Annotated in this window: 21 protein-coding genes, 1 pseudogene and 1 riboswitch; of the genes and pseudogenes, 16 read left to right on the top strand and 6 right to left on the bottom strand. The window is 60.8% G+C overall.

Going from position 1 to position 24,306, the window contains the following annotated elements:
* Window positions 1-52: 52 nt before the first annotated feature.
* Window positions 53-553 (top strand): hypothetical protein, encoded by a 501-nt coding sequence (locus FF124_RS13995; protein ID WP_138749109.1) that lies wholly within the window; start codon window positions 53-55, stop codon window positions 551-553.
* A 292-nt stretch (window positions 554-845) separates the two neighbouring features.
* Here the strand turns inward: FF124_RS13995 and poxB are convergent, their stop codons facing one another.
* On the bottom strand, window positions 846-2,567 hold the full coding sequence (gene poxB, locus FF124_RS13990; protein ID WP_138749108.1) for a ubiquinone-dependent pyruvate dehydrogenase: 1,722 nt from the start codon (window positions 2,565-2,567) through the stop codon (window positions 846-848).
* 210 nt (window positions 2,568-2,777) lie between these two features.
* Window positions 2,778-3,131 (bottom strand): hypothetical protein, encoded by a 354-nt coding sequence (locus FF124_RS13985; protein WP_138749107.1) that lies wholly within the window; start codon window positions 3,129-3,131, stop codon window positions 2,778-2,780.
* Between the two features lie 78 nt (window positions 3,132-3,209).
* Between FF124_RS13985 and FF124_RS13980 the strand changes: the two genes are divergently transcribed.
* Window positions 3,210-3,638, top strand: a complete 429-nt coding sequence (locus FF124_RS13980; protein WP_138749106.1) for a CoA-binding protein — start codon at window positions 3,210-3,212, stop codon at window positions 3,636-3,638.
* 7 nt (window positions 3,639-3,645) lie between these two features.
* Here FF124_RS13980 and FF124_RS13975 read toward each other — a convergent pair whose 3' ends face one another.
* Window positions 3,646-4,032 (bottom strand): DUF6455 family protein, encoded by a 387-nt coding sequence (locus tag FF124_RS13975; protein WP_138749105.1) that lies wholly within the window; start codon window positions 4,030-4,032, stop codon window positions 3,646-3,648.
* Between the two features lie 123 nt (window positions 4,033-4,155).
* On the opposite strand from FF124_RS13975, the gene FF124_RS13970 reads away from it, so the two are divergent.
* Window positions 4,156-5,439 (top strand): O-acetylhomoserine aminocarboxypropyltransferase, encoded by a 1,284-nt coding sequence (locus FF124_RS13970; RefSeq protein ID WP_138749104.1) that lies wholly within the window; start codon window positions 4,156-4,158, stop codon window positions 5,437-5,439.
* Window positions 5,440-5,546: 107 nt separating this feature from the next.
* Here FF124_RS13970 and FF124_RS13965 read toward each other — a convergent pair whose 3' ends face one another.
* Window positions 5,547-6,725 carry a GGDEF domain-containing protein gene (locus FF124_RS13965; protein WP_187326940.1) on the bottom strand — a complete coding sequence of 393 codons (1,179 nt, stop codon included), beginning with the start codon at window positions 6,723-6,725 and terminating at the stop codon, window positions 5,547-5,549.
* 296 nt (window positions 6,726-7,021) lie between these two features.
* Here FF124_RS13965 and clpP point away from each other — a divergent pair, with 296 nt between their 5' ends.
* The 6 genes and pseudogenes from clpP to FF124_RS13935 all read left to right on the top strand — a co-directional run bounded on the left by clpP (window position 7,022) and on the right by FF124_RS13935 (window position 16,010).
* Window positions 7,022-7,648: an ATP-dependent Clp endopeptidase proteolytic subunit ClpP gene (gene clpP, locus FF124_RS13960; protein ID WP_138749102.1), complete on the top strand. Its 627-nt coding sequence runs from the start codon at window positions 7,022-7,024 to the stop codon at window positions 7,646-7,648.
* Between the two features lie 345 nt (window positions 7,649-7,993).
* On the top strand, window positions 7,994-9,271 hold the full coding sequence (gene clpX / locus FF124_RS13955) for an ATP-dependent Clp protease ATP-binding subunit ClpX (protein WP_138749101.1): 1,278 nt from the start codon (window positions 7,994-7,996) through the stop codon (window positions 9,269-9,271).
* Window positions 9,272-9,513: 242 nt separating this feature from the next.
* Window positions 9,514-11,863 (top strand): annotated as a pseudogene (gene lon, locus FF124_RS13950) (endopeptidase La); the annotation flags it as partial.
* A 278-nt stretch (window positions 11,864-12,141) separates the two neighbouring features.
* Entirely contained in the window at window positions 12,142-12,417 is a 276-nt protein-coding gene (locus FF124_RS13945; RefSeq protein WP_018066007.1) for an HU family DNA-binding protein, read from the top strand.
* 173 nt (window positions 12,418-12,590) lie between these two features.
* Window positions 12,591-12,741: riboswitch (FMN riboswitch) on the top strand.
* 94 nt (window positions 12,742-12,835) lie between these two features.
* On the top strand, window positions 12,836-13,717 hold the full coding sequence (locus tag FF124_RS13940) for a DMT family transporter (RefSeq protein WP_138749099.1): 882 nt from the start codon (window positions 12,836-12,838) through the stop codon (window positions 13,715-13,717).
* 94 nt (window positions 13,718-13,811) lie between these two features.
* A complete protein-coding gene (locus FF124_RS13935; RefSeq protein ID WP_138749098.1) occupies window positions 13,812-16,010 on the top strand; it encodes an esterase-like activity of phytase family protein in 2,199 nt (732 codons plus the stop codon).
* Window positions 16,011-16,095: 85 nt separating this feature from the next.
* Here the strand turns inward: FF124_RS13935 and mazG are convergent, their stop codons facing one another.
* Together mazG and FF124_RS13925 are read right to left on the bottom strand one after the other, a co-directional pair.
* Window positions 16,096-16,929 carry a nucleoside triphosphate pyrophosphohydrolase gene (mazG, locus tag FF124_RS13930; RefSeq protein WP_138749097.1) on the bottom strand — a complete coding sequence of 278 codons (834 nt, stop codon included), beginning with the start codon at window positions 16,927-16,929 and terminating at the stop codon, window positions 16,096-16,098.
* 26 nt (window positions 16,930-16,955) lie between these two features.
* Window positions 16,956-17,543: a deaminase gene (locus FF124_RS13925; RefSeq protein ID WP_138749096.1), complete on the bottom strand. Its 588-nt coding sequence runs from the start codon at window positions 17,541-17,543 to the stop codon at window positions 16,956-16,958.
* Between the two features lie 219 nt (window positions 17,544-17,762).
* Here FF124_RS13925 and cysG point away from each other — a divergent pair, with 219 nt between their 5' ends.
* From cysG to pdhA, 7 genes are all read left to right on the top strand, one after another.
* Complete coding sequence (gene cysG / locus FF124_RS13920) at window positions 17,763-19,214, top strand: siroheme synthase CysG (protein WP_138749095.1); 1,452 nt, start codon at window positions 17,763-17,765, stop codon at window positions 19,212-19,214.
* Window positions 19,204-19,521 carry a DUF2849 domain-containing protein gene (locus FF124_RS13915; protein WP_138749094.1) on the top strand — a complete coding sequence of 106 codons (318 nt, stop codon included), beginning with the start codon at window positions 19,204-19,206 and terminating at the stop codon, window positions 19,519-19,521. Before cysG ends, FF124_RS13915 begins: the two co-directional genes overlap by 11 nt.
* A 1-nt stretch (window position 19,522) precedes the next feature.
* Window positions 19,523-21,178 carry a nitrite/sulfite reductase gene (locus FF124_RS13910; RefSeq protein ID WP_138749093.1) on the top strand — a complete coding sequence of 552 codons (1,656 nt, stop codon included), beginning with the start codon at window positions 19,523-19,525 and terminating at the stop codon, window positions 21,176-21,178.
* A gap of 10 nt (window positions 21,179-21,188) precedes the next feature.
* Complete coding sequence (locus tag FF124_RS13905) at window positions 21,189-21,692, top strand: DUF934 domain-containing protein (protein ID WP_138749092.1); 504 nt, start codon at window positions 21,189-21,191, stop codon at window positions 21,690-21,692.
* A 145-nt stretch (window positions 21,693-21,837) separates the two neighbouring features.
* On the top strand, window positions 21,838-22,650 hold the full coding sequence (locus FF124_RS13900) for a ferredoxin--NADP reductase (RefSeq protein WP_138749091.1): 813 nt from the start codon (window positions 21,838-21,840) through the stop codon (window positions 22,648-22,650).
* Window positions 22,651-22,805: 155 nt separating this feature from the next.
* Window positions 22,806-23,126 carry an FtsB family cell division protein gene (locus FF124_RS13895; protein ID WP_138749090.1) on the top strand — a complete coding sequence of 107 codons (321 nt, stop codon included), beginning with the start codon at window positions 22,806-22,808 and terminating at the stop codon, window positions 23,124-23,126.
* Between the two features lie 146 nt (window positions 23,127-23,272).
* Window positions 23,273-24,295, top strand: a complete 1,023-nt coding sequence (gene pdhA, locus FF124_RS13890) for a pyruvate dehydrogenase (acetyl-transferring) E1 component subunit alpha (protein WP_138749089.1) — start codon at window positions 23,273-23,275, stop codon at window positions 24,293-24,295.
* The last annotated feature ends 11 nt before the right edge of the window (window positions 24,296-24,306 follow it).

Below are 24,306 nucleotides of genomic sequence, written 5' to 3'. Positions count from 1 at the left end.
ATGGATCCTGCAGGTTCCAGAAATTCAGCCGGCGGCCTGCGGAGGTCAGACCGTGACCGGCATCATTGCCATCGGAGGGACCTTCCTCCTGTTCTCCCTGATCTTGTCAGTGGTGCTGGCCTTCTTTCGCCTGTGGGCATGGTCGGCTGTATTCCTTGTGATGCCTGCCGTACCGCTGCAGCTTTTGGGCTTCACCGGCACATGCACCCAGGGTGCAGACGGACCGTTCGTGACCGGCGCTGTATTGTCCTCGCCGCTCTTGGCAAGTGCCATCGGTCTTGTTCTTTGGGGCGGCATGGCCAAGGGCGCCCTGAGCCAGAGCGGAGCAATTGTTGTCGCAGTAATGGCGATGATCTTGCTCTTCTCGACCCGGGACGCATGGTTTGGCGCGCTGTACGCCGGCACGCCATGCGGAGCGGATTATGACGCGAGCCATTGGCAGGAGCAGGTTCTCGTTATCGGCGGCTATCTCGTCTTGCCGGTTTTTCTGCTTGTCTCTGCCTGCCGGGCCGTCTTGCCGGCTCGAGGGAAAGGGGCATCAGGTTCTCACTGAGAAGAATGGAACGAACTGGCCTGACTGGAAAAAAGCCCGCGTCGCGCGCGGGCCCCAGTTTGTTGACAAAGTTCGCCTCCCTCGCCTCCGTCATGCCGGCCTTGAGCCGGCACCCAGAGCCGAATAGCGATACTCTCGCGATTAAGGCACTGTTACAAACTGCGTTTTTGTGACCCTGGACCCCGGCCCATGGCCGGGGTGACGGAGAATGGGAGCACGCTCTCTGCTTCTGAAACAGACTGTGTCAGCCATCTGGGCCCGCATCGATTGCGGGCCTTCTCTCTTTCGTTTCTCAGCGCAGGTTCGTCTTCGTCAGCTGCACCAGTTCGTCGCCGCGGCCGTTGAGGATCGCGCGCATCATGTAGAGACTGAAACCCTTGGCCTGTTCCATGGTGATCTGCGGCGGCATGGCGAGTTCCTGCTTCGCCGTCATCACATCGACCAGCACCGGGCCGGGCGTCTCGAGCGCTTCATCGAGGGCGGCGGGAAGCGCCTTGGCGTCTTCAACCTTGATGCCCTTCATGCCGGCGGCTTCCGCGATCCGGGCAAAGTCGGGACTGCTGAGATCGGTCGAATCGGAGATATAGCCGCCCGCCTTCATTTCCATCGCCACGAAGCCGAGCGAGCGGTTGTGGAAGACGACGATCTTGATCGGCAGGTTCAGTTGCGTGACCGACAGGACATCGCCCATCAGCATGGAAAATCCGCCATCGCCGCACATGGCGATGACCTGTCTGTCCGGATCGATCGCCTGGGCGCCGATCGCCTGCGACAGGGCATTGGCCATGGAACCGTGCGAGAACGAGCCGATCAGCCGCCGCTTGCCGTTCATGCCGACATAGCGCGCCGCCCAGACGGTCGGCGTACCGACATCGCAGGTGAAGATCGCGTCGTCGGTTGCCTTTTCGCTGAGGAGCTTCGCGAGATATTGCGGATGGATGTTGCCCTTGGCGCTTTTCTCCGAGGCGAGCGAATCAAGTGCTTCGCGCGCCTTCTTGTAGTGCTTGACGGCGTTGTCGAGGAATTTGCTGCTCCGATCCTTCTTCAGCTTCGGCAACAGCGCGCGGATCGTCGAACCCACATCGCCGAGAATGCCGAGGTCGACCTGGGTATGGGCGCCGAGCGCCTGCGCGCGCGTGTCGACCTGCGCGATCTTCGCCTCTTCGGGATAGAAGGCGCGGTAGGGGAAGGATGAGCCGAGGATGAGCAGCGTATCGGCCGACCCCATGGCGTGATAGCCGGAGGAAAAGCCGATCAGGCCGGTCATGCCGACATCATAGGGATTATCATATTCGATGAATTCCTTGCCGCGCATGGCGTGCACCATGGGCGATTGCAACGCCTCGGCAAGCGCCAGCACATCGTCGCGCGCGCCGGCGCAGCCTGCGCCGCACAGAAGCGTAATATCGCTGCCGGCATTCAACAGGTCTGCAAGCCTGTCGATCTCGGCTTCGGGCGGCACCATGGCCGGCTGGGCCGGCGCGTTCCAGCGGATCGCGGTGTCGCCCGGCATGTCCTTCAGCGCGATATCGCCCGGCAGGACGATGACGGCGACGCCCTTCTTCGCGATGGCCGTGCGCATGGCGACTTCCAGCACATAGGGCATCTGGTCGGGCGAGGAGATCAGTTCGCAATAGACGCTGCATTCGCGGAACAATTCCTGCGGATGCGTCTCCTGAAAGTAGCCGCTGCCGATTTCGGAAGACGGAATGTGAGCGGCGATCGCCAGAACCGGAACGTGGTTGCGATTGCAGTCGTAAAGGCCGTTGATCAGGTGCAGGTTGCCCGGACCGCAGGACCCCGCGCAGACCGCAAGCTCTCCGGTGACATGCGCCTCGGCGCCGGCGGCAAAGGCGGCCGCTTCCTCATGACGTGTGCCCATCCATTCAAGCGTCTTCAGCCGTCCGATGCTGTCGCTGAGGCCATTCAGCGAATCGCCGGTCACGCCCCAGATGCGTTTCACCCCTGCCTCGCCGAGATAGCGGGCAATGTAATGTGCGATACTCTCTGCCATGGATAGCTCTTTTCTTTGCCTGGCGCCCTGAATGGACCGGCAGCGCGCGCCTCTATCTGCCGGAGTGATCATCCGCCTTCGCGCGTGACGAAGCTTTAGAAAAGAACTTCGGAGATCGGAAAAAGCTTAACAACCGATCGAGGGGAGGTGAAGCCCTGACGGTGTTTTTCCGGCGGCGTCAGGGCTCGAAGCGTTGATTGCGAATACCGCTCAGTTGTCGTCGTCGCAATAGAACATGTCTAGGCCGAACGTGTCGCATTCCGGCGGTCCGGGCTTGCAGGAAATGGTCGGGCAGCCCCTGGTGTCCTTGGTCGGCACCACGCGCTGGACGGCGTGTCCGCCCTGGGCGAAGCAGATGGTCGGGCTGTTGACGTAGCGGTCGTAGAGCGTGCGGCCGCTGCCGCTCGGCGAGGGATAGCGCAGGATAGCAGCGCCCTCGCGGCCGAGGATGCTGTGAACCTGATTGCAGGTCATGTCCTGAATGTCGTACCGATTGATCGGTTCCTGCGCCGTGGCGGTACCGGCGGCGGCCAAGAGCATGGCTGTTGCGAGAATAAGCTTCATGGTCTACCCAAGGCCCTTGTCGGGGCTCCTCCATGGACGTGTAATAGGCCTCTATACCATAGGGAGATTTTCAACGCCATGACACAACCTGCGGAAATCGATGCACAAATTCGTGACATCCTGCGCTCGGTCAGACGCATCGCGCTCGTCGGCGCTTCGCCGAAACCGGAACGGCCAAGCCATCGGGTGATGGGTTTCCTGCTGTCGAAAGGCTACGAGGTGGTGCCGGTCAATCCCGGCCTTGCGGGAAAGGAGATTCATGGCAAGACTGTCTATGAAAGTCTCGCCGCAATCCCCGGCGCGGTCGATATGATCGATATCTTTCGCGCATCCGAATATGTCGGCGGCATTGTGGACGAGGCGCTGGCGCTCGATCCGCCGCCCGGGGTGATCTGGATGCAACTCGATATCGTCGACGAAGAGGCTGCGGAAAAAGCGCGGGCGAGGGGGCTGGACGTGGTGATGGACCGGTGCCCGGCGATCGAATATCCGCGTTTGATGGGCTGAGGCCTCATCAGCCCTCGAAACGCAGCATGTCCGGATCGGCGCGCATCTCGCTCAGGATTTCGGAGTTTTCGCAATATTCACGGAAATGCCGGTCGGCCGCGTTGCAGGCGAGATCCTTGCGGCAGCGTTCCTTTGCCCGGCATGCCGCGCAATTGGCCTGCATGCCGTAATACAGGCGACGATACTGGAATTCGGCCTCGACCGGATCAATGTTGAGCGCTTTCATCATCTCGCTCATTTCGCTGGCGTCGCGCGGCTCTGCCGTGGCAATGTCCTCTTCGGCGATCCGCTGGAGAAAGGCCAGAAGGGCGGCCTCCTCGCCTTCGAAATGGGCGGCCTTGCGCCAATCGGCATAACGATCATCGGCGCGATTGTCGTCAGTCAAAACGTCCATTGCGATGCTCCTATTGGTCGACAGCGATATTGACGTTTGTATAAAAGGCGACATTGATCTTGATCAAAACGGGACCGGCCGAAGATACAGCGGACGGTCTGCAAAACAGGGAAGGAATACTTGATGGATAACAGAGAACCGGGCTTTTCGACGCTCTCGATTCATGCCGGAGCGGCGCCGGATCCCGCGACCAATGCGCGGGCGACGCCGATCTACCAGACGACGTCCTACGTCTTCAACGATTCCGATCACGCCGCGGCGCTGTTCGGCCTGAAGGCATTCGGCAATATCTATACCCGCATCATGAACCCGACAACGGCCGTTCTGGAAGAACGCGTGGCCGCGCTCGAAGGCGGCGCGGCGGCGCTCGCGGTCGCCTCGGGCCATTCCGCCCAGCTTCTGACCTTCCACATGCTGATGCAGCCGGGTGACAACTTCGTCGCCGCGCGCAGGCTCTACGGCGGGTCGATCAACCAGTTCGGCCATGCCTTCGAGAATTTCGGCTGGTCGGTGCGCTGGGCCGATAGCGGTGACATCGACAGCTTCGCTGCCCAGATCGATGAGAAAACCAAGGCCGTCTACATTGAAAGCCTTGCGAACCCCGGCGGCACCTTCGTCGATATCGCCGCGATCGCCAAGGTCGCGCATGATCACGGCCTGCCGCTGATCGTCGACAACACTATGGCCTCTCCCTATCTCGTTCGGCCCATCGAACACGGCGCCGATATCGTCGTGCACTCGCTGACCAAGTTCCTCGGCGGCCATGGCAATTCCATGGGCGGCATCCTGGTCGACGGCGGTACGTTCGACTGGTCGAAATCCGGCCGTTACCCGATGCTGAGCGAACCGCGGGTCGAGTATGACAACATCGTGCTGCACGAGGCTTTCGGCAGCATGGCCTTCGCGCTCGGCGCGCGCGTTCTGAGCCTGCGCGACCTGGGTCCGGCGATCTCGCCGTTCAACGCCTTCATGATCGCGACCGGGATCGAGACCCTGCCGCTGCGCATGCAGCGCCATTGCGACAATGCGCTTGCCGTTGCGGAGTGGCTGAAACAGTCAGACAAGGTGGCCTGGGTCAGCTATCCGGGTCTTGAGGGCGACGAGAACCATGCCCTGCAGCAGCGCTACTCGCCGAAGGGCGCGGGTGCCGTCTTCACATTCGGCCTGAAGGGCGGTTACGAGGCCGGCAAGACCTTTGTCGAAGGGCTCGAACTGTTCTCGCATCTGGCCAATATCGGCGACACCAAGTCACTGGTTATCCACCCTGCATCCACAACCCATGCACAGCTTACGCCGGAACAGCAGGTTGCCGCCGGCGCCGGGCCGGATGTGGTGCGTCTTTCGGTGGGCATCGAGGATGTCGCTGATATCATTGCGGATCTCGAACAGGCTTTTGCCAAGATCTGAGATCGGCGCCAAGCTTTCACGAAACCGCTGAGCGGGGGATCCACAAGGTCTCCCGCTTTTTCGTCCGGTTTATCCACAGGGCTGCGGAAAGGCCGGAGCAGCGGTCTTCAGGCCTGAAGCCGTTCGGCGGTTCCGGGGGGCTCTCCTGCGCCGTAAGCGACAACGCAGTCGCGGCCGTTGTTCTTGGCTGCGTAAAGCGCGCGGTCGGATTGCGAAAGCATCGTTTCCAGATCAAATCCGGCTCCGCGTTGGATGGCGATGCCGATGCTGACCGTTAGCGGCGTGGAACCGGCCGTATGGCGGTGACCGGTATCCGCAAGCAGCAGCCGGATCCGCTCGGCGAGACCGATCGCCGCCCGCTCATCCTCGACCTTGAGAAAAATCGCGAATTCCTCGCCTCCGGTCCGGCCAAACAGATATGAAAGGTCGATCCCGTCCTCGACCGTGCTGGTGAAGCGGACAATCGCCGCATCGCCGGCGCTGTGCCCGAGTTGATCATTGACCGATTTGAAATGATCGATGTCGATCGTCAGATAGGCAAAAATATCTGTAGCGCTGGCGGTTTTCAGCCTTTGGCCGATCTTCTCGAAAAAGCCCCGGCGATTGAGAATGCCGGTGAGGGGATCGTGGAAAGCGAGCCTCTTCAGATAGAATTCGTATTTCTCGATCGACAGCCAGACGGCCAGGAAAATTTTCGCCGAAAACAGCACGAAGCCCGCGATCAGGGTGATCGATGCAAGTGCGCCCTCATGCGGCGCGGCCGGGCCTTCCAGCACATAGGTAACGGCAATGGCGAGAGCCGATACGGCTTCGAACAGGAAGATCAGCGGGATGGACCGGTGGAAGCGGACTTCCTTGAACGTTGCGTGGTACTTGAGAAAATGCAGGGCGTATATGGCGATGACGATGACGGCGAGGAAATAGCTGGCGACGGCGGCGACGGGCCCGAAGGAGGAGATGCTGAACAGAATGAAGGCTGCGAGCCAGACGGAGAGAGACAGCACGGTGAAACGGAGCGGCCTGTCCTCGCCATAGAGCGAGATCAGGCCTGCTGCCGACAAGGCTTCGGCGACCACCAGTGCCGCGATCGGCAGCGCAAACAGGAGATTTGCCTTGGGATCTACATAGGTAAGCCCCAGAAGCCCGACGCCCATCATGGCGAGCGCAGCTGACCAGAGCAGGATGAACATTCGCGCCCTGTTGCGCAGCCAGAGGGGCAGAAGCAGGATGGACAACAGAATGCAGTCTGCCGCCCAGGCAAAAACGGCCGTCAGATTATATTGCAAGGCCGAAGATCGCTCCCCAAATTCGACTACAAGGACCGGTTTCATAGCCCTACTGCCGCAAGCGCACCACATTCAAGGTCAGATCATTTTTGAAGTTAAACGATTTAAATTCCCAAGTCATCGCGAAGTTACCCTTCTTCGCCGCCCGAATGCCGCATTGCGGCAACCGGGCTGCCGTCTGGCGCTGACCGGCGACGCAATCCATCTCTTGAAGTGACGGGGTGTGGCACTCTATGTAGGAGGGTAATGAAAGATTCGATAGATAACGGTTCCGATCAGCCGGCCGAAGGACAGACATGACAAATCCCGTAGATACCGCGATGGCGCTTGTGCCCATGGTTGTCGAGCAGACCAATCGCGGCGAACGTTCCTATGATATTTATTCCCGCCTGCTGAAAGAGCGGATCATCTTCCTGACCGGTCCGGTCGAGGATCATCTGGCGTCCCTGATCTGCGCCCAGCTGCTGTTTCTCGAGGCGGAAAACCCGAAAAAGGAAATCGCGCTCTATATCAATTCGCCCGGCGGCGTCGTGACGGCCGGCATGGCGATCTATGACACGATGCAGTTCATCCGCCCGGCGGTCTCGACGCTTTGCATCGGACAGGCAGCCTCGATGGGCTCGCTCCTGCTGGCCGCCGGCGAGAAGGGCATGCGCTTCGCCACGCCGAATGCGCGTGTCATGGTGCACCAGCCTTCCGGCGGTTTCCAGGGCCAGGCCTCCGATATCGAGCGCCATGCCCGCGACATCCTCAAGATGAAGCGTCGCCTCAATGAAGTTTATGTCCGTCATTGCGGCCAGACTTACGAAGAGGTTGAAAAGACGCTGGATCGCGACCACTTCATGGATGCGGGCGAGGCGAAGGACTGGGGCCTGATCGACAAGGTTATGACGTCGCGCAGCGAAATCGAGGGCGGCAACTGATCTCAGGCCGGACTTGATTCGCAGGTGAAACCGAGAATGGCCCGGCTTTGCCGACTCTGAACGGTCGGGGCGTGGTCTGGTCGCGGACCGCGCCATGGTGGCGTTTCGGGATCACGATTGCGTTTTTTGGCTTTAAACCGGTGCTGAAGCCGTTAATAGTATGGAAAACCGGGGATGCTAAGCCGGTTTTTAAAGATTTGGCGTTGTTTCGCGTTTGCGCCTGTTCGCTGTAAGTCTGTCGCGTCGTTTTGTTGCCCCGATGTTTTGAAAGCATCCGGACGCGCGACAGAAGCAAGAATGTGAAGCCGTTCAAGAGAAGGGACGGCTGACTGGAAGGAAGTGATAATGAGCAAAGTCGGCGGTAACAATGGCGGTGACTCGAAGAACACGCTCTATTGTTCCTTTTGCGGCAAGAGTCAGCACGAAGTCCGCAAGCTGATCGCTGGCCCGACCGTATTCATCTGCGATGAATGCGTTGAGTTGTGCATGGACATCATCCGCGAGGAAAACAAGACCTCGATGGTGAAGTCGAGCGACGGCGTGCCGACGCCGCAGGAAATCATGGGCGTTCTGGACGAGTATGTGATCGGCCAGAGCCATGCGAAACGTATTCTCTCGGTGGCGGTGCATAACCACTACAAGCGCTTGTCGCACGCCTCCAAGAGCTCCGATATTGAATTGTCGAAGTCGAACATCCTGCTGGTCGGCCCGACGGGCTGCGGCAAGACCTATCTTGCCCAGACGCTGGCCCGCATCATCGATGTTCCCTTCACCATGGCGGACGCGACGACGCTGACGGAGGCCGGCTATGTCGGCGAGGATGTCGAGAACATCATCCTCAAGCTGCTGCAGTCGGCCGACTACAATGTCGAGCGCGCCCAGCGCGGCATCGTCTATATCGACGAGGTCGACAAGATCTCACGCAAGTCGGACAATCCGTCGATCACGCGTGACGTCTCGGGCGAGGGCGTTCAACAGGCATTGTTGAAGATCATGGAAGGTACGGTAGCATCCGTGCCGCCGCAGGGTGGCCGAAAACATCCGCAGCAGGAGTTTTTGCAGGTCGACACGACCAACATCCTGTTCCTGTGCGGCGGCGCCTTCGCCGGTCTCGACAAGGTGATCTCCGCACGTGGGGAACGCACTTCGATCGGCTTCGGCGCTTCGGTGAAGGCTGCAGACGACCGCAGGGTTGGCGACGTGCTGCGGGATCTGGAGCCGGAAGATCTGGTCAAGTTCGGGCTGATTCCCGAATTCATCGGCCGTCTGCCGGTCATCGCCACACTCGAGGATCTTGACGAGGAAGCCCTGGTGCAGATTCTGACGGCGCCGAAGAATGCGCTTGTGAAGCAGTATCAGCGCCTGTTCGAGATGGAAGACGTCGAACTGACGTTCCACGAGGACGCCCTGATCGCGATCGCGCGCAGGGCGATCGAGCGAAAGACCGGCGCGCGCGGTCTGCGTTCGATCATGGAGAAGATTTTGCTCGACACCATGTTCGAACTGCCGGCGATGAAGGGCGTGCGCGAGGTGGTGATTTCGGACGAAGTGGTCTCCGGAACCTCCCAGCCGCTCTATATCTACGCCAACCGCTCGGACGACAAGGCGAACGCATCGGCGTAATCCACGCGTCAGGCCAGAACGATTCGGAAGGCAGGGCAGGGTCCCTGCCTTCGTCGTTTCTGCGCGCCAACCTGATCCAACGCCCGCAATCGCCCGTTGTTCCGGTGAAAACAGGGGCAAAGGTTGAAATCGGCCTTTTAAAGCGCCACTTGTTCCGCAACAATCGAGAAGAACGCTCGGGTTGTCTCCCAACAGCCCGTCAATGCCCGGAGCCCCCCCGGGCTGCCTGAAAGGAAAAAGACATGACGCAGAACACGCCTGCAGCGGAAAATGCTGCGTTTCCGGTGTTGCCATTGCGTGACATTGTGGTTTTCCCCCACATGATCGTTCCGCTCTTCGTCGGCCGCGAGAAGTCCATTCGCGCCCTGGAAGAAGTGATGAACGCCGACCGCCAGATCATGCTGGTTACCCAGGTCAACGCAAGTGATGACGACCCCGAACCCGATGCGCTCTATCGCATCGGCACGATCGCCAATGTGCTGCAGCTTCTGAAACTGCCCGACGGCACGGTCAAGGTGCTGGTCGAGGGCAAGGCCCGCGCGGCCATCGGCGATGTGCGCCTTGAGAACGATTTCTACGAGGCCAATGCCGAAGTGCTCGGCGAGCCGGAAGAAGATGCCGTCGAGATCGAGGCGCTGGCCCGTTCGGTGGTTTCCGAGTTCGAGAATTATGTGAAGCTCAACAAGAAGGTCTCGCCCGAGGTCGTCGGCGCTGCCGGCCAGATCGAGGATTACTCCAAGCTTGCCGACACGGTTGCCTCGCATCTTGCGATCAAGATCACCGAGAAGCAGGAAATGCTGGAAACCACCAGCGTCAAGGGACGTCTCGAAAAGGCCCTCGGCTTCATGGAAGGCGAGATTTCCGTCCTGCAGGTCGAAAAGCGCATCCGCACCCGCGTCAAGCGGCAGATGGAGAAGACCCAGCGCGAATACTATCTGAATGAGCAGATGAAGGCCATTCAGAAGGAACTCGGCGAGGGCGAGGACGGCCGCGACGAGATGGCCGAGCTCGAGGAGCGCATCAAGAAGACCAAATTCTCCAAGGAAGCCCGTGAAAAGGCTGAAGGCGAGATGAAGAAGCTCCGCAACATGAGCCCGATGTCGGCGGAAGCGACCGTGGTGCGCAACTATCTCGACTGGCTCACCGGCCTGCCGTGGAACGCCAAGTCGAAGATCAAGCGCGACCTGAAGCACGCCGAGAAGGTGCTGGAAGAGGATCATTTTGGCCTCGAGAAGGTCAAGGAACGCGTCGTCGAATATCTCGCGGTGCAGGCGCGCGCCAAGAAGCTGAAGGGGCCGATCCTCTGCCTCGTCGGCCCGCCCGGCGTCGGCAAGACCTCGCTCGCCCAGTCGATCGCCAAGGCGACGGGCCGTGAGTATGTGCGTATGGCGCTCGGCGGCGTTCGCGACGAAAGCGAGATCCGCGGCCACCGGCGCACCTATATCGGTTCCATGCCCGGCAAGATCGTCCAGTCGATGAAGAAGGTCGGCAAGAACAATCCGCTCTTCCTGCTCGACGAGATCGACAAGATGGGCGCCGATTTCCGCGGCGATCCGTCCTCGGCCCTGCTTGAGGTGCTGGACCCGGAACAGAACTCGACCTTCATGGATCACTACCTGGAAGTCGAATATGACCTGTCCAACGTGATGTTCATCACCACGGCGAATACGCTCGACATTCCGGGCCCGCTGATGGACCGTATGGAGATCATTCGCATTGCCGGCTACACCGAGCAGGAGAAGCTGGAAATCGCACGGCGCCACCTGCTGCCGAAGGCAATCCGCGAGCATGCGCTGAAGCCGGAGGAGTTCTCCGTCGATGACGCGGCGCTGACGCGGACGATCCAGCAGTACACCCGCGAGGCGGGCGTGCGCAGCCTTGAGCGCGAGCTGATGAAGCTTGCCCGCAAGGCGGTGACCGAAATCGTCAAGGGCGACAAGACCGCCGTCCATATCACCGCCGATAATCTCGAGGACTATCTCGGCGTCCAGCGCTTCCGCCACGGTGAAGCGGAAGGCGACGATCAGGTCGGCGTGGTCACGGGTCTTGCCTGGACCGAGGTTGGCGGCGAATTGCTGACGATCGAGGGCGTGATGATGCCCGGCAAGGGCCGCATGACGGTGACCGGCAATCTGCGCGACGTCATGAAGGAGTCGATTTCGGCGGCGGCATCCTATGTCCGCTCGCGCGCCGTCGACTTCGGCATCAAGCCGCCTATGTTCGACAAGAATGACATTCACGTCCATGTTCCGGAAGGCGCCACGCCCAAGGACGGACCGTCGGCAGGCGTCGCCATGGCAACCGCGATCGTCTCGGTCATGACCGGCATTCCGGTCAACAAGAACGTGGCGATGACGGGCGAGATCACCCTTCGCGGCCGCGTCCTGCCGATTGGCGGATTGAAGGAGAAGCTGCTTGCCGCGCTCAGGGGCGGCATCACCAAGGTGCTGATCCCCGAAGAGAACGCCAAGGACCTTCCCGATATCCCGGACAACGTCAAGAACGGTCTGGAGATCGTGCCCGTCTCGCGCATGGGCGAGGTCCTGCGGCACGCTCTTCTGGAGATGCCGCAGCCGATCGAGTGGGATCCGGAAGCCGATCCGGTCTCTATGGCGTCCGATGAATCGGACGCCGAATCGAACAAGACCGTGGCGCATTAACGCCGAAATATCGCCACTTTTCAGGGGCTCCTGTGGAAAAGGGGTCCCTGAGGTCGTGCTTTGGTCGGCCTTTTCCTTACAAATTGCCCCAAGCCTATTGCAATTCCTTGAAACGCAGGGCTTTTGAATGTCAGCGGGTGGCGGTCAAAGCGTCGCCGACGCCCGAGAAACAAGAGATCCGTTTCGAACCATTTCAGAAAGGGTGGAAACATGAACAAGAGTGAACTCGTAGCCTCCGTTGCCGAAAAGGCCGGTCTGTCCAAAACCGATGCCGCTTCTGCTGTCGACGCCGTATTCGACGCCGTGCAGGGCGAACTGAAGAACGGCGGCGAAGTTCGCCTGGCCGGCTTCGGCGCCTTCACCGTATCCCACAGCGCCGCGCGCAAGGGCCGTAACCCGTCGACGGGCGCCGAGGTCGATATCCCGGCCCGCAACGTTCCGAAGTTCACGGCCGGCAAGGGTCTCAAGGAAGCTTGCAACTCGTGATTTCTGCCGTCTTCTGACGGAGTGTCGACCCGGAGCGTCTCGCTCCGGGTTTTTTGTTGCCCGTTTTGTTGACGCTCAGTTACCCAAGCGCGCGCCAGATAGCACTTGCCGGAAGCACGCGCGTTGACTAAATCTGGCTCACAACAACGCTGCAGAGAGGACATCTTTCTGCGGCACATTCTCGGGGCGGGGCGAAACTCCCCACCGGCGGTATGCGTTTCGGCGCGAGCCCGCGAGCGCCTTTCCGGACATTGCCGGAAAGGGTCAGCAGATCCGGTGAGAAACCGGGGCCGACGGTCACAGTCCGGAAGAAAGAGAATGCAAGCTGCCGGATGCATCGCCTTGCCGATTGCCGCCGGCGCCATGCGTCGTCCCGCATTTCGCGCGTTTATGAGCGCCATGAAGGATCGAGACAGGCATGGACAAGGCAATCTATCGTTCCCCCGCATTGACCGGCGCATTCTGGATGGTGCTCGCCGGCGTGGTCTATGCTGCCGCCAATGTGCTGATCCAGCAGTTGACCATGAAAATGGGCTTTGCCTCCTCATCCGTCGCCTTCTGGCAGTATGGCATCGCCTTTCTTTTCGCCATTCCCTATCTGTGGCGCACCGGGCTGAAGGTGATGCGCACTGCCTATCCCGGCCAGCATATCGTCCGCGTGGCGCTTTCCGCGCTCGGCGTTCAGGCCTGGGTTTTTGGTCTTCAGTCCGTCCCGATCAGCCAGGCGATCGCCCTGGTGATGACCTCGCCCTTCTTCATCATCGTCGGCGCCAAGCTGTTTCTGGGCGAACGCGTCGGCCCGTCGCGCTGGCTTGCGACCGGGGTCGGCTTCTCCGGCGCGCTGCTCATCCTCCAGCCCTGGTCGGCAAGCTTCACCTGGGCGGCGCTGCTGCCGGTTCTCTCCGCGCTTTTGTGGGGTGGAACATCGCTGATCACCAAGAAGCTGACGGCGCATGAGAGGCCGGAATCGATCACCGTCTGGCTGCTGATGCTGCTGACGCCGATCAATGCCCTTGTCGCGGTCGGCGGCGGGTTCGCCGTCCCCATGGGCGATGCGATCTGGATCATGCTGGCGCTCGGCCTGATGACGGTCCTGGCGCAGTATTTCCTGACGCTCGCCTATTCCAGCGCGGACGCTGCCTATGTCCAGCCTTTCGATGACCTCAAGCTGCCGCTGAACGTTCTCGGCGGCTGGCTGGTCTTCGGGTTTGCGCCCGACACGCTGTTCTGGGTCGGCGGACTGATGATCCTCGGCGCGTCGCTCTCGATCATGATGATCGAGCGCAGGCGGGAGCGCTGAGATAAATCTGTCATGCCGGCGTCATCAAGACGTAATCATCCTGTCACGGGCATGACGCACAACCCTCCGGTATTTCAAGCCCAGGAGGGAAAAAATGAAATTGCGCCTTTCCAGTGCGGCGCTCTCGGCCGCACTCCTCGCATCGGCCGCCATTCCGGCATCCGCCGATCCGGTCTTCAACCGTATCGCCGTGTTCCCGGTCAACGAGAACCTGCCCGCCGACATGGACGCCATGAGCGCCACGTCCGCGGAGATCATTACCGCGACCGAAGACGGCAACATGCTCGTCTATTCCGACAGTCCGCTGGAAGCCGTTGGTTTCATCGACATCAAGGACCCGCGCGCGCCGAAGCCTGCCGGCATCGTCAAGCTTGACGGGGAGCCGACCTCGGTTGCCGTTTCCGGCGCCAAGGCCTTTGTCGGCGTGAACACCTCGGAAAGCTTCACCGCGCCCTCCGGCTTCCTCGGCGTCATCGACATCGCATCGAAGACCCTTGAGGCGCAGTGCGACCTCGGCGGCCAGCCCGATTCGGTCGCCGTGTCTCCCGATGGCTCGATCGTGGCCATCGCCATCGAGAACGAGCGCGACGAGGATCTGAACGACGGCGAGATCCCGCAGATGCCGGCCGGCGACCTGGTGATCATTTCGCTGAAGGACGGCGTCGCCGATTGCGCCACGACCAAACACGTCGCCATGACCGGCTTCGATGAAATGACGGCGCCGAGCGATCCGGAACCGGAATTCATCGACATCAACGATGACAACGAGATCGTCGTCACCATGCAGGAAAACAACGGTATCGCGGTCGTCGACGGCAATACCGGCGCGGTGAAGACCCACTTCTCCGCCGGCACGGTCGATCTGACGGGCATCGACACGGAAAAGGACGGCAAGCTCGACTTTACCGGCTCGCTGAACGACGTTCCGCGTGAGCCCGACACCGTCAAGTGGCTCGACAATGACCGCTTCGTCATCGCCAATGAGGGCGACTACAAGGGCGGTTCGCGCGGCTTCTCGATCTTCTCCGATGCCGGCGAATTGCTGCACGAGGCCGGAACGTCCTTCGAACGCGCCGTTGCCGCCATCGGCCACTTCCCGGACAAGCGCGCCGGCAAGAAGGGCGTTGAACCGGAAGGCCTGATCGTTGGCCAGTATGGCGACACAAATTACCTCTTCGTCATGTCGGAGCGCGGTTCGGTCGTCGGCGTCTACAATGACAATGTCCAGGAAGCGCCGGAACTCGTCCAGCTTCTGCCGTCGGGCATCGGCCCGGAAAGCGGCGTCGCCATTCCGGCCCGCAACCTGCTGGTGACGGCCAATGAGGAAGACCTCGGCCCCGACGGCGGCGTACGCGCCCACGTGATGCTCTACGCCTATGAAGAGGGCGAGGCCGATTATCCGCAGATCGCTTCCGACGTCTCCCGCGATCCTCTGATCGGTTTCGGCGCGCTCTCCGGTCTTGCAGCCGATCCGGCGGACGCCTCGAAGCTCTATGCGGTCAATGACAGCTTCTATTCGGGCCAGCCCTCGGTCTTCATCATCGACGCTTCGAAAAAGCCGGCGCTGATCACCGACGCGATCCGCGTGACCCGCAATGGCGAGCCTGCCGAAAAGCTCGACCTCGAGGGCGTTGCCGTCGACGGCAATGGCGGCTTCTGGCTGGCGTCTGAAGGCAACCCCGACAAGGACGTGCCGCACGCCGTTCTCCACATCGACGGCACAGGCGAGATCACCGAAACCATCGATCTGCCGGAGGAACTGCTGGCCAACCAGACACGCTTCGGTATGGAAGGCATCACCACGGTGGGCGAGGGCGATGACCTGACGCTGTGGATGGCCGTGCAGCGCGAATGGGCCGATGACGCCAAGGGCTTCGTCAAGCTCCTGGCCTATACGCCGGCAACGGGCGCATGGGGCGCGGTCTCCTACCCGCTGGAAACGCCGGAAAAGGGCTGGATGGGTCTGTCGGAAATCACCGCCAATGGCGACAATGTCTATATCGTCGAGCGTGACAACCAGATCGGCGCGGCCGCAAAGGTCAAGAAGCTGTTCAAGGTATCGCTCGCCGACATGAAACCGGCAGCGATCGGCTCGGAGCTCCCCGTTGTCGAAAAGCAGGAAGTCGTTGACCTTCTGCCGCTGATGAAATCGGCCACCAACGGCTATGTCGTCGACAAGATCGAGGGCTTCACCATCGCTGCCGACGGCACGGCCTATGCCGTGACCGACAATGACGGCGTGGACGACAGCTCCGGCGAGACGCTCTTCTTCAAGGTTCCGATGAATATGTAATGTGACAAAGGCCGGCGAGATGCCGGCCGGGCTCTTGCAGAAAGGCCGCGGTGCAAAAGCGCTGCGGCCTTTTTTGGGTTTGAACCTATTTCAGTTTGCGTTCGATCGCCTTGGCATCCTGCCAGAGCGCTTCCATGCGTTCCAGCGTCGCGGCGTCGAGGCTTTCGCCGTTCTTCTCAAGTGAGCGCTCTATGTGATTGAAGCGACGGCGGAATTTCGTGTTTGCGCCGCGCAGCGCCTGCTCGGGATCCGTCTTCGTGTGGCGACCGAGATTGACGGCGGCGAAGATGAGGTCACCGAGTTCGTCGGAAATTCGTGCCTTGTCGCCGCTGAGCAGAGCCTGGCGCAGTTCGCCGACCTCCTCCTCGAACTTGTCGAGGATCGGCTCGGGTTGTGACCAGTCGAAACCGACGCGGGCGGCCTGTTCCTGCAGCTTCAGTGCTTCCGTCAACGCCGGGAAGCTGCGCTGGACATTGCCGAGATGGCCCGCCTTGAAATCTTCGGTGATGCCCGCCTTCGCGCGGCGGGCTGCACGATCGGCCTTCTCCTGCCGTTTTATCTCGTCCCACTGGACCTTCACCGCCTCGGGCGTATCGGCCTCGTTTCGGGCAAAGACATGCGGGTGGCGGCGGATCATCTTGGCGGTCACCGCATACACCACATCGCCGAAGGAAAACAGGCCGTCCTCCTCAGCCATGCGGGCGTGGTAGACGACCTGCAGCAGGAGATCGCCGAGCTCGTCGCAGAGATCGTCGAAATCCTTGCGCTCGATCGCGTCGGCCACCTCATAGGCCTCCTCGATCGTGTAGGGTTTGATCGTTTCGAAGTTCTGTTTGATGTCCCAGGGGCAGCCGGTATCCGGATCACGAAGGGCTGCCATGATGTCGATAAGGCGGGCGATGTCGCGGGAAGGCTCCAAGGGAATGCTCCGTTGCGTCGGAAATGTCATCCAAGCGGGATTTTGCTTTCGCCCTTATGCGACTGGTAGGTGTCCGACGCAAGCGCGTAGGACGCCTTGATCCTTTCGATCTGTCGGAAGAAGCGCGTGCGGTCCGGTTCATCGGCGGCCTCTGCCATATCCACGATCGAGCGCGCGTCAAAGAAGGCATTGTTCCGCCGGTAGCCGCCGGGCTCGAGCCCGTAGAGTTCCTTCATGATCTTCAGGTCATGGGGGATGCCGAAGCTGTCGCGCGAATCCTCGTGGCTGAAAAAGTAGAAATAGTTATCGAACCCGGCCCAGGTGATTGCCGACATGCACATGGTGCAGGGTTCGTGGGTGGAAAGGAACAGAAGCTCCTTTGTGTCGGGTCTCTCCGACAATTCGTAGAACTGCTTTAGCGTATGCACCTCGCCGTGCCAGAGCGGGTTTGAGGTTTCGTCATTGGTTCCGGCAATGACAAGGGAAAGATCGGATTTGCGCAATATAGCGGCGCCGAAGACCTTGTTGCCGGCTTCCACCTCCTTTGCGGTGAGCGGCAGGATGTCGTCTTCGATGACATTCAGCAGGCGTTCGGTCAATTGGACGTCGCGCATTCATGGTCCCCCTTTTACGACAAGCTTTGTTGCGGGCAGTAAAGATGGCAATCCGAGCGTGCGCAAGTGAGGGAATGCCCGCCGCAGTTAAATTTGCTGTGCCGATGCCGGAATTGAGGAATGAAATGTTTCCTCGGGCATCGCCGCGCATTTTCGTTTCTTCAAGCCTCGACCAACGCAGTCCATCATTCCGGGATGTTATGGAAGGACTGGTCAGAGATGGTCGCTAAAGAAGAGTTGCTGTCGGCGTTTCCGGCATTTTTCAGGGTTGAGGGCCGCAAGGTCGCAATCTTCGGCTCCGGCGCGGAGGCCTATGCCAAGGCGCGACTGATGGCGAAGACGAGTGCCGAGATTATCGCTTATGGCGAAAACCCGGACGAGGACTACCGCACTTTTCTTGCCGAGCATGGCGCGCGCCTGATCGAAGCGCCGTTTGCCGCCGAACAGCTCGATGGCGCCGTTCTCGCCTTCGCGGCCACCGGCGAGCCGGAGCAGGACCACATGATCGCCGATTGCGCCCGCGCGCTTTCCGTGCCGGTCAACGCCGTCGACCAGAAGGAAGACTGCGATTTCTATACGCCCGCGCTTGTTGCCCGTCCGCCGGTGGCCGTTGCCATCGGCACGGAAGGGGCAGGGCCGGTGCTGGCGCAGATGATTCGCGCCCAGATCGACACCATGCTGCCGCGTTCGCTCGGGCCGCTTTCGCGGCTCGCCGCCAATCTGCGCGACAAGGTGGACGCCAATATTCCGCGCGGCGCGGCGCGGCGTGCCTTCTGGTCACGTTTCTTCAACGGTTCGGTGGCGAACGCCGTCGAAAAGGGACGCCTTCTTGAAGCCGAATGCCTGGCCGACGAGATCATCTCCGACGGATCCGCCGTGTCGGGCCATGTCGCGCTGGTTGGCGCGGGGCCGGGCGCCGAGGACCTGCTGACGATCCGCGCCCACAGGCTGCTGATGGAAGCCGATGTGATCGCCTATGATGCGCTGGTGCCGCAGGCCGTCGTCGATATGGGGCGACGCGATGCAGAGCACATCTCCGTCGGCAAGCGCAAGAACTGCCATTCCAAGTCACAGAATGAAATCAATGATCTCCTGGTGAAACTTGCCAGGGAAGGCAAGCGTGTCGTACGGCTGAAATCCGGCGATCCGCTGATCTTCGGCCGGGCCGGCGAGGAGATGGCCGCGCTCAGGGCTGCCGGCGTTTCCTATGAAGTGGTGCCGGGCATCACCTCCGCCTCGGCCGCCGCCGCGGATTTCGGCCTGCCTATGACGCTGCGCGGCGTTGCCTCCACACTGGTTTTTACGACCGGCCACGACCTTAATGGCGACACCTTGCCGGACTGGGCCGCGCTTGCGGTCCGGGGTGCCACCATTGCCGTCTATATGGGCCGTTCCGTTGCCGCCAAACTCGGCGCCCGGCTGCAGGATGCGGGCGTTTCCGCCGACACCACGATCGCCGTCGTCGAGAATGCGAGCCGCAAGAACCGCCGGCTGTTCCATGGCGTGCTTTCCGAACTGCCGCAGCTTGAAGCGCGCGAGGATCTGACGGGTCCGGTCATGGTGATCATCGGCGATGCCGTTGCCGGCGCCAGTCTTGAGAATTCGAGCGCTTTCGCGCTCAACAACAATCTTGTCGAAGAGAAATTCACGGGAGCCCTCCATGTCCGCTAAGGTTCTGACCGCCAACCGCCTGACCGATGGCCTTGCTGTCTGGCTCGACGCCAACGGTCGCTGGACGCGCGATCTGCAGCATGCGCTCGTCGCCCGCCACGAAGCCGCGATTGAAAGCCTCGACGAGATCGGCAAGCGCGATTTCTCCGGCAATCTGATCGTTGATGTTGCCGTGATCGACGTCGACGAGCGGCCCGATGGCCGGATCTGGCCGGTCAGGCTGCGCGAGCGCATTCGCGCCGAAGGCCCGACCATCCCCTATGCAGCGGGTTATGCCCCTGCCAAACCCGAACATGTGGAGGCGTGACATGTATCGCTACGACGAATTCGACCATGATTTTGTTCGCGAACGCGTCGCTCAGTTCACCGATCAGGTGGAACGCAGGCTTTCGGGCGAAATCACCGAGGACCAGTTCAAGCCGCTAAGGCTGATGAACGGCGTCTACCTCCAGCTTCACGCCTATATGCTACGGATCGCCGTGCCCTATGGCACGATGAACGCGCGGCAAATGCGCATGCTCGCCCACATAGCGCGCAAATATGATCGCGGCTACGGTCATTTCACCACGCGCCAGAACATTCAGTTCAACTGGCCGAAGCTGGAGGATATTCCGGCGATCCTGAGCGATCTCGCCGAAGTCGAGATGCATGCGATCCAGACGTCCGGCAATTGCATTCGCAATGTTACGGCCGACCATTTTTCGGGTGCTGCTGCCGATGAAGTCGCAGACCCGCGCCCCTACGCCGAAATCCTGCGGCAGTGGTCGTCGATCCACCCTGAATTTTCCTTTCTGCCGCGCAAGTTCAAGATTGCGGTGACCGGCGCCGAGCGCGACCGCGCGGCAATCCAGGTTCATGACATTGGCCTGCACCTGAAGAAGAACGATGCCGGCGCGCTCGGCTTCGCCGTCTATGTCGGCGGCGGGCAGGGGCGCACGCCGATGATTGCCAGGAAGGTGCGCGATTTCCTGCCGGAGGCCGACCTTCTGGCCTATGCGACGGCGATCCTGCGCGTCTACAATCTCAACGGCCGCCGCGACAACAAGTACAAGGCGCGAATCAAGATTCTGGTCCACGAGACGGGCCTTGAGGCGCTGAAGACGGATATCGAGCGCGAATTCGAGGCGTTGAAGGGCGGCGAACTGACGCTGCCTGACGGCGATATCGAAGCCATTCGCAGGTATTTTGCTCTTCCCGAACTTCCGGCCCGCGAGCGTGATCGCTTCGATACGGCCGACAGCGGCTATCTCGACTGGCTGACCCGCAACACCGCCGCCCACAAGCGCGATGATTATGCGATGGTCACCATCTCGCTGAAACCCATCGGCGGCATTCCGGGGGATGCGACCGACGCGCAGATGGAAGCCGTTGCCGATATCGCCGAGCGCTATGGTTTCGATGAAATCCGCGTCAGCCACGAGCAGAACCTCGTCCTGCCGCATGTTGCCCGCGCCGATCTGCGGGCCGTCTATGCGGCGCTGAAGGAGGCGGGCCTTGAAACTGGCAATGCCGGACTGATCACCGATATCATCGCCTGTCCCGGGCTCGATTATTGCGCGCTGGCCAATGCGCGCTCCATTCCGCTGGCCCAGCAGCTTTCCGAGCGTTTCGGCAATCCGGCGCGTCAGGCGGAGATCGGCGAGCTGAAGATCAAGATCTCCGGCTGCATCAATGCCTGCGGCCATCACCATGTCGGCCATATCGGCCTTCTGGGTGTGGAGAAGAAGGGCGCGGAGCTCTACCAGATCACCCTTGGCGGCTCGGCGGATGAAAACACCTCGATCGGCGAGATCGTCGGGCGCGGCTTCGAGCCGGAAAAGGTGACCGATGCGGTGGAAACCATCGTCGACACCTATCTGCACCTGCGCACGGATCGCTCCGAAACCTTTATTGAGGCCTATCGCAGGCTCGGCGCGCAGCCCTTCAAGGACGCGCTTTATCCCGAAAAAGCCAGGGCCGCCTGAGGAGAGAAGAATGACAATGATCTGGAGAGAGCAAGGCTTCGTCGAGAATGATCCCTGGGTGGTCGAAACCGAGGAGCGAAAGGCCGGGGAAGGCGAGCGGACGCTGGTTCCCCTTGCCGAACTGCTTGAGAACGGATTTGATGGCAATGAAGGCCTTGGCGTTGTTCTCGGTCCTTTCGACGACCCGGCGAAACTGGCCCCCTTCCTCGATCGTATCGAGATCATCGCACTGACCTTCAATGCATTCAGCGACGGGCGGGCCTTTTCTCAGGCGACGTTGCTGCGCGAGCGGTTGGGCTATGGCGGAGAGCTTCGCGCCGTGGGTGATGTTCTGATCGATCCGCTGGTGCTGATGCTGCGCTGCGGCTTCGACAGTTTCGCGGTCGAGAACAAGACGGCGATCAGTAGGCTCAGCGCAGGACGCCTTCCGACCGTCAGCCGTCACTACCAGCCGGCGGCCCGCCAGAGCGCCGCTCCGGGCGGCTACAGCTGGCGTCGGACGGCCAAAATATGACCGGCTGAGGCAGGCTTTTTAGCGTATCCGCCTTTGCAATCTCTCGCCGAGGGTATTATCTGAGCCCGTAGACAGTCGCCAATGCGCGGAATTTTGATTGCGTCGGTCCCAACCCGGCGTTCAGCAGACAGGACGAGACGTCGACATGAACATGCAAGCCACGACCGAGGAATTTGCCGCCACGCTGCCCGCAGGGGTTTATGGCGAGAAGGTGCTGAGCGTCCAGCATTACACAGACCGTCTGTTCCGCTTCACCATGACGCGGCCCGACGGCTTCCGCTTCCGTTCGGGCGAGTTCGCGATGATCGGCCTGATGGTCGACGGCAAGCCGATCTACCGCGCCTATTCGATCGCAAGCCCGTCCTGGGCGGAGGAACTTGAATTTTTCTCGATCAAGGTCCCCGGCGGCCCGCTGACCCAGCACCTGCAGAACATCCAGGAAGGCGATATCGTGCTGATGCGCAAAAAGCCGACAGGCACGCTGGTGCTCGATGCGCTGACGCCGGCAAAGCGCCTCTACATGTTCTCCACGGGCACCGGGATCGCGCCCTTTGCCAGCCTGATCCGCGAACCGGAGACCTACGAGAAATTCGACGAGGTGATCCTGACCCATACCTGCCGGGAAGTGGCGGAATTGCAATACGGTTTCGACCTCGTCAGCGAAATCCGCAATGACGAACTCCTGAGCGAGATCGTCGGCGACAAGCTGACGCATTATGCGACCGTCACCCGCGAGCCTTTCGAGCGCACCGGGCGGATCACCGACCTGATCTCGAGCGGCAAGCTTTTCGACGATCTCGGCCTGCCGCCGCTGAACCCGGAAACCGACCGGGGCATGATCTGCGGCTCGGCGGCGATGCTGAAGGACACCAAGGCGCTTCTGGAAGCAGCCGGCATGGATGAGGGCGCCAACAACAAGCCCTCCGAATTCGTGATCGAACGCGCCTTCGTCGGCTGACGCCGCTTGCCCGATTGGCCGTGAAATCCGGCCCCGTGTCTGCATCGTCGCAAATTGTCACGCCCGCCGCGAAAACCGGCGGGCGCTTTAGTCTTGGTTAAGGTTAGGCGGCTAAAGTCCGGGCTCAGTGTACTGCGTAAATTCCGGACAGCCTCATGTGGACCCGCCATCACAAACCACGGTTTTACGGCCGCCTCGTCGTCCCCGCGATCACGGCCTGCTTCATGAGCTATTTCGTTTATCATTCCATCCATGGTGACTACGGCCTGATCGCCGGCGAACGCTTTGAGGCTCACAAGGAGCTGAACGAGCGCAAGCTGGAGAAGCTTGTGAGCGAGCGCCAGGCGATGGAAGAACGCGTCCGCATGCTCTCCGACGGATCGCTGATGAAGGATGCGCTCGACGAGCAGGCGCGCTACGCGCTCAATCTGCTGCGGCCGGACGAAATCGTGATTTTCGACCGAAATCTCCAATAAACTGAATTCTTATTAATTCGCATTTTATTCACGTATTTCAATTATTTAAATGCTGATTTTTGCGCGCAAATCTAGCATTGCCGTACCGCACAAAACGCCCTATTGTATCGCCAAAATCCACGTCTTTCCTTCAGAAGGAGGTTTTGATGGCGTCCCAAGCGTCCGGCTCACGGAAATCATCCAAAAAAGAAGAAAGCGGCAAGATCGTCGATTTCGATCGCGACCAGGAACTGCATGCCTATCGTGAAATGCTCATGATCCGCCGCTTCGAAGAAAAGGCCGGCCAGCTTTACGGCATGGGCTATATCGGTGGTTTCTGCCACCTCTATATCGGCCAGGAAGCCGTTGTCGTCGGCGTGCAGATGGCGTTGAACGATGGTGACCAGATCATCACCAGCTATCGCGACCACGGTCATATGCTGGCCACCGGCATGGAATCGCGCGGCGTGATGGCCGAATTGACCGGCCGCCGCTCCGGCTATTCCAAGGGCAAGGGCGGCTCGATGCACATGTTCTCCAAGGAGAAGGCCTTCTACGGCGGCCACGGCATCGTCGGCGCGCAGGTTCCCCTCGGCACGGGTCTGGCCTTTGCCAACCAGTACCGCGAGGACGGCAAGGTGACCGTCGTCTATTACGGCGACGGCGCGGCCAATCAGGGCCAGGTCTATGAAAGCTTCAACATGGCGCAGCTGTGGAAGCTTCCGGTGGTCTACATTGTCGAGAACAACCGCTATGCGATGGGCACGTCCGTTGCCCGTTCCTCGGCCGAGACCGACTTCTCCAAGCGCGGCGCGTCCTTCCATATTCCCGGCAAGCAGGTCGACGGTATGGATGTCCGCGCGGTCATGGCGGCGGCGGAAGAAGCCGAAGCGCATGCGCGTTCCGGCAAGGGTCCAATGATCCTCGAGATGATGACCTATCGTTATCGCGGCCACTCGATGTCCGACCCGGCGAAATACCGCACCAAGGATGAAGTGCAGAAGATGCGCTCCGAGCACGATCCGATCGAGCAGGTCAAGAAGCGTCTGATCGAAAAGAAGTGGGCAACCGAAGACGAGCTGAAGGCCATCGACAAGGATGTGCGCGCGATCATCTCCGATGCCGCCGATTTCGCCCAGACCGATCCGGAGCCGGATGTTTCCGAGCTCTACACCGACATCCTGCGCTAAGACGGGGAGGG

Origin of the sequence: Martelella lutilitoris (genome assembly GCF_005924265.1) — a bacterium.
In the GTDB taxonomy this organism is placed as follows: Bacteria; Pseudomonadota; Alphaproteobacteria; order Rhizobiales; family Rhizobiaceae; genus Martelella; species Martelella lutilitoris.
The sequence above is the reverse complement of the archived record's forward strand: the minus strand, read 5'-3'. Positions and strand labels throughout refer to the sequence as shown.

What these genes read in the sequence shown, in the direction of transcription:
- poxB (WP_138749108.1), bottom strand. Translation starts at nt 2,567, where the DNA reads ATGGCAGAGAGTATCGCACATTACATTGCCCGCTATCTCGGCGAGGCA.
- FF124_RS13985 (WP_138749107.1), bottom strand. Translation starts at nt 3,131, where the DNA reads ATGAAGCTTATTCTCGCAACAGCCATGCTCTTGGCCGCCGCCGGTACC.
- FF124_RS13980 (WP_138749106.1), top strand. Translation starts at nt 3,210, where the DNA reads ATGACACAACCTGCGGAAATCGATGCACAAATTCGTGACATCCTGCGC.
- FF124_RS13975 (WP_138749105.1), bottom strand. Translation starts at nt 4,032, where the DNA reads ATGGACGTTTTGACTGACGACAATCGCGCCGATGATCGTTATGCCGAT.
- FF124_RS13970 (WP_138749104.1), top strand. Translation starts at nt 4,156, where the DNA reads ATGGATAACAGAGAACCGGGCTTTTCGACGCTCTCGATTCATGCCGGA.
- clpP (WP_138749102.1), top strand. Translation starts at nt 7,022, where the DNA reads ATGACAAATCCCGTAGATACCGCGATGGCGCTTGTGCCCATGGTTGTC.
- clpX (WP_138749101.1), top strand. Translation starts at nt 7,994, where the DNA reads ATGAGCAAAGTCGGCGGTAACAATGGCGGTGACTCGAAGAACACGCTC.
- FF124_RS13945 (WP_018066007.1), top strand. Translation starts at nt 12,142, where the DNA reads ATGAACAAGAGTGAACTCGTAGCCTCCGTTGCCGAAAAGGCCGGTCTG.
- FF124_RS13940 (WP_138749099.1), top strand. Translation starts at nt 12,836, where the DNA reads ATGGACAAGGCAATCTATCGTTCCCCCGCATTGACCGGCGCATTCTGG.
- FF124_RS13935 (WP_138749098.1), top strand. Translation starts at nt 13,812, where the DNA reads ATGAAATTGCGCCTTTCCAGTGCGGCGCTCTCGGCCGCACTCCTCGCA.
- FF124_RS13925 (WP_138749096.1), bottom strand. Translation starts at nt 17,543, where the DNA reads ATGCGCGACGTCCAATTGACCGAACGCCTGCTGAATGTCATCGAAGAC.
- cysG (WP_138749095.1), top strand. Translation starts at nt 17,763, where the DNA reads ATGGTCGCTAAAGAAGAGTTGCTGTCGGCGTTTCCGGCATTTTTCAGG.
- FF124_RS13915 (WP_138749094.1), top strand. Translation starts at nt 19,204, where the DNA reads ATGTCCGCTAAGGTTCTGACCGCCAACCGCCTGACCGATGGCCTTGCT.
- FF124_RS13910 (WP_138749093.1), top strand. Translation starts at nt 19,523, where the DNA reads ATGTATCGCTACGACGAATTCGACCATGATTTTGTTCGCGAACGCGTC.
- FF124_RS13905 (WP_138749092.1), top strand. Translation starts at nt 21,189, where the DNA reads ATGACAATGATCTGGAGAGAGCAAGGCTTCGTCGAGAATGATCCCTGG.
- FF124_RS13900 (WP_138749091.1), top strand. Translation starts at nt 21,838, where the DNA reads ATGAACATGCAAGCCACGACCGAGGAATTTGCCGCCACGCTGCCCGCA.
- FF124_RS13895 (WP_138749090.1), top strand. Translation starts at nt 22,806, where the DNA reads ATGTGGACCCGCCATCACAAACCACGGTTTTACGGCCGCCTCGTCGTC.
- pdhA (WP_138749089.1), top strand. Translation starts at nt 23,273, where the DNA reads ATGGCGTCCCAAGCGTCCGGCTCACGGAAATCATCCAAAAAAGAAGAA.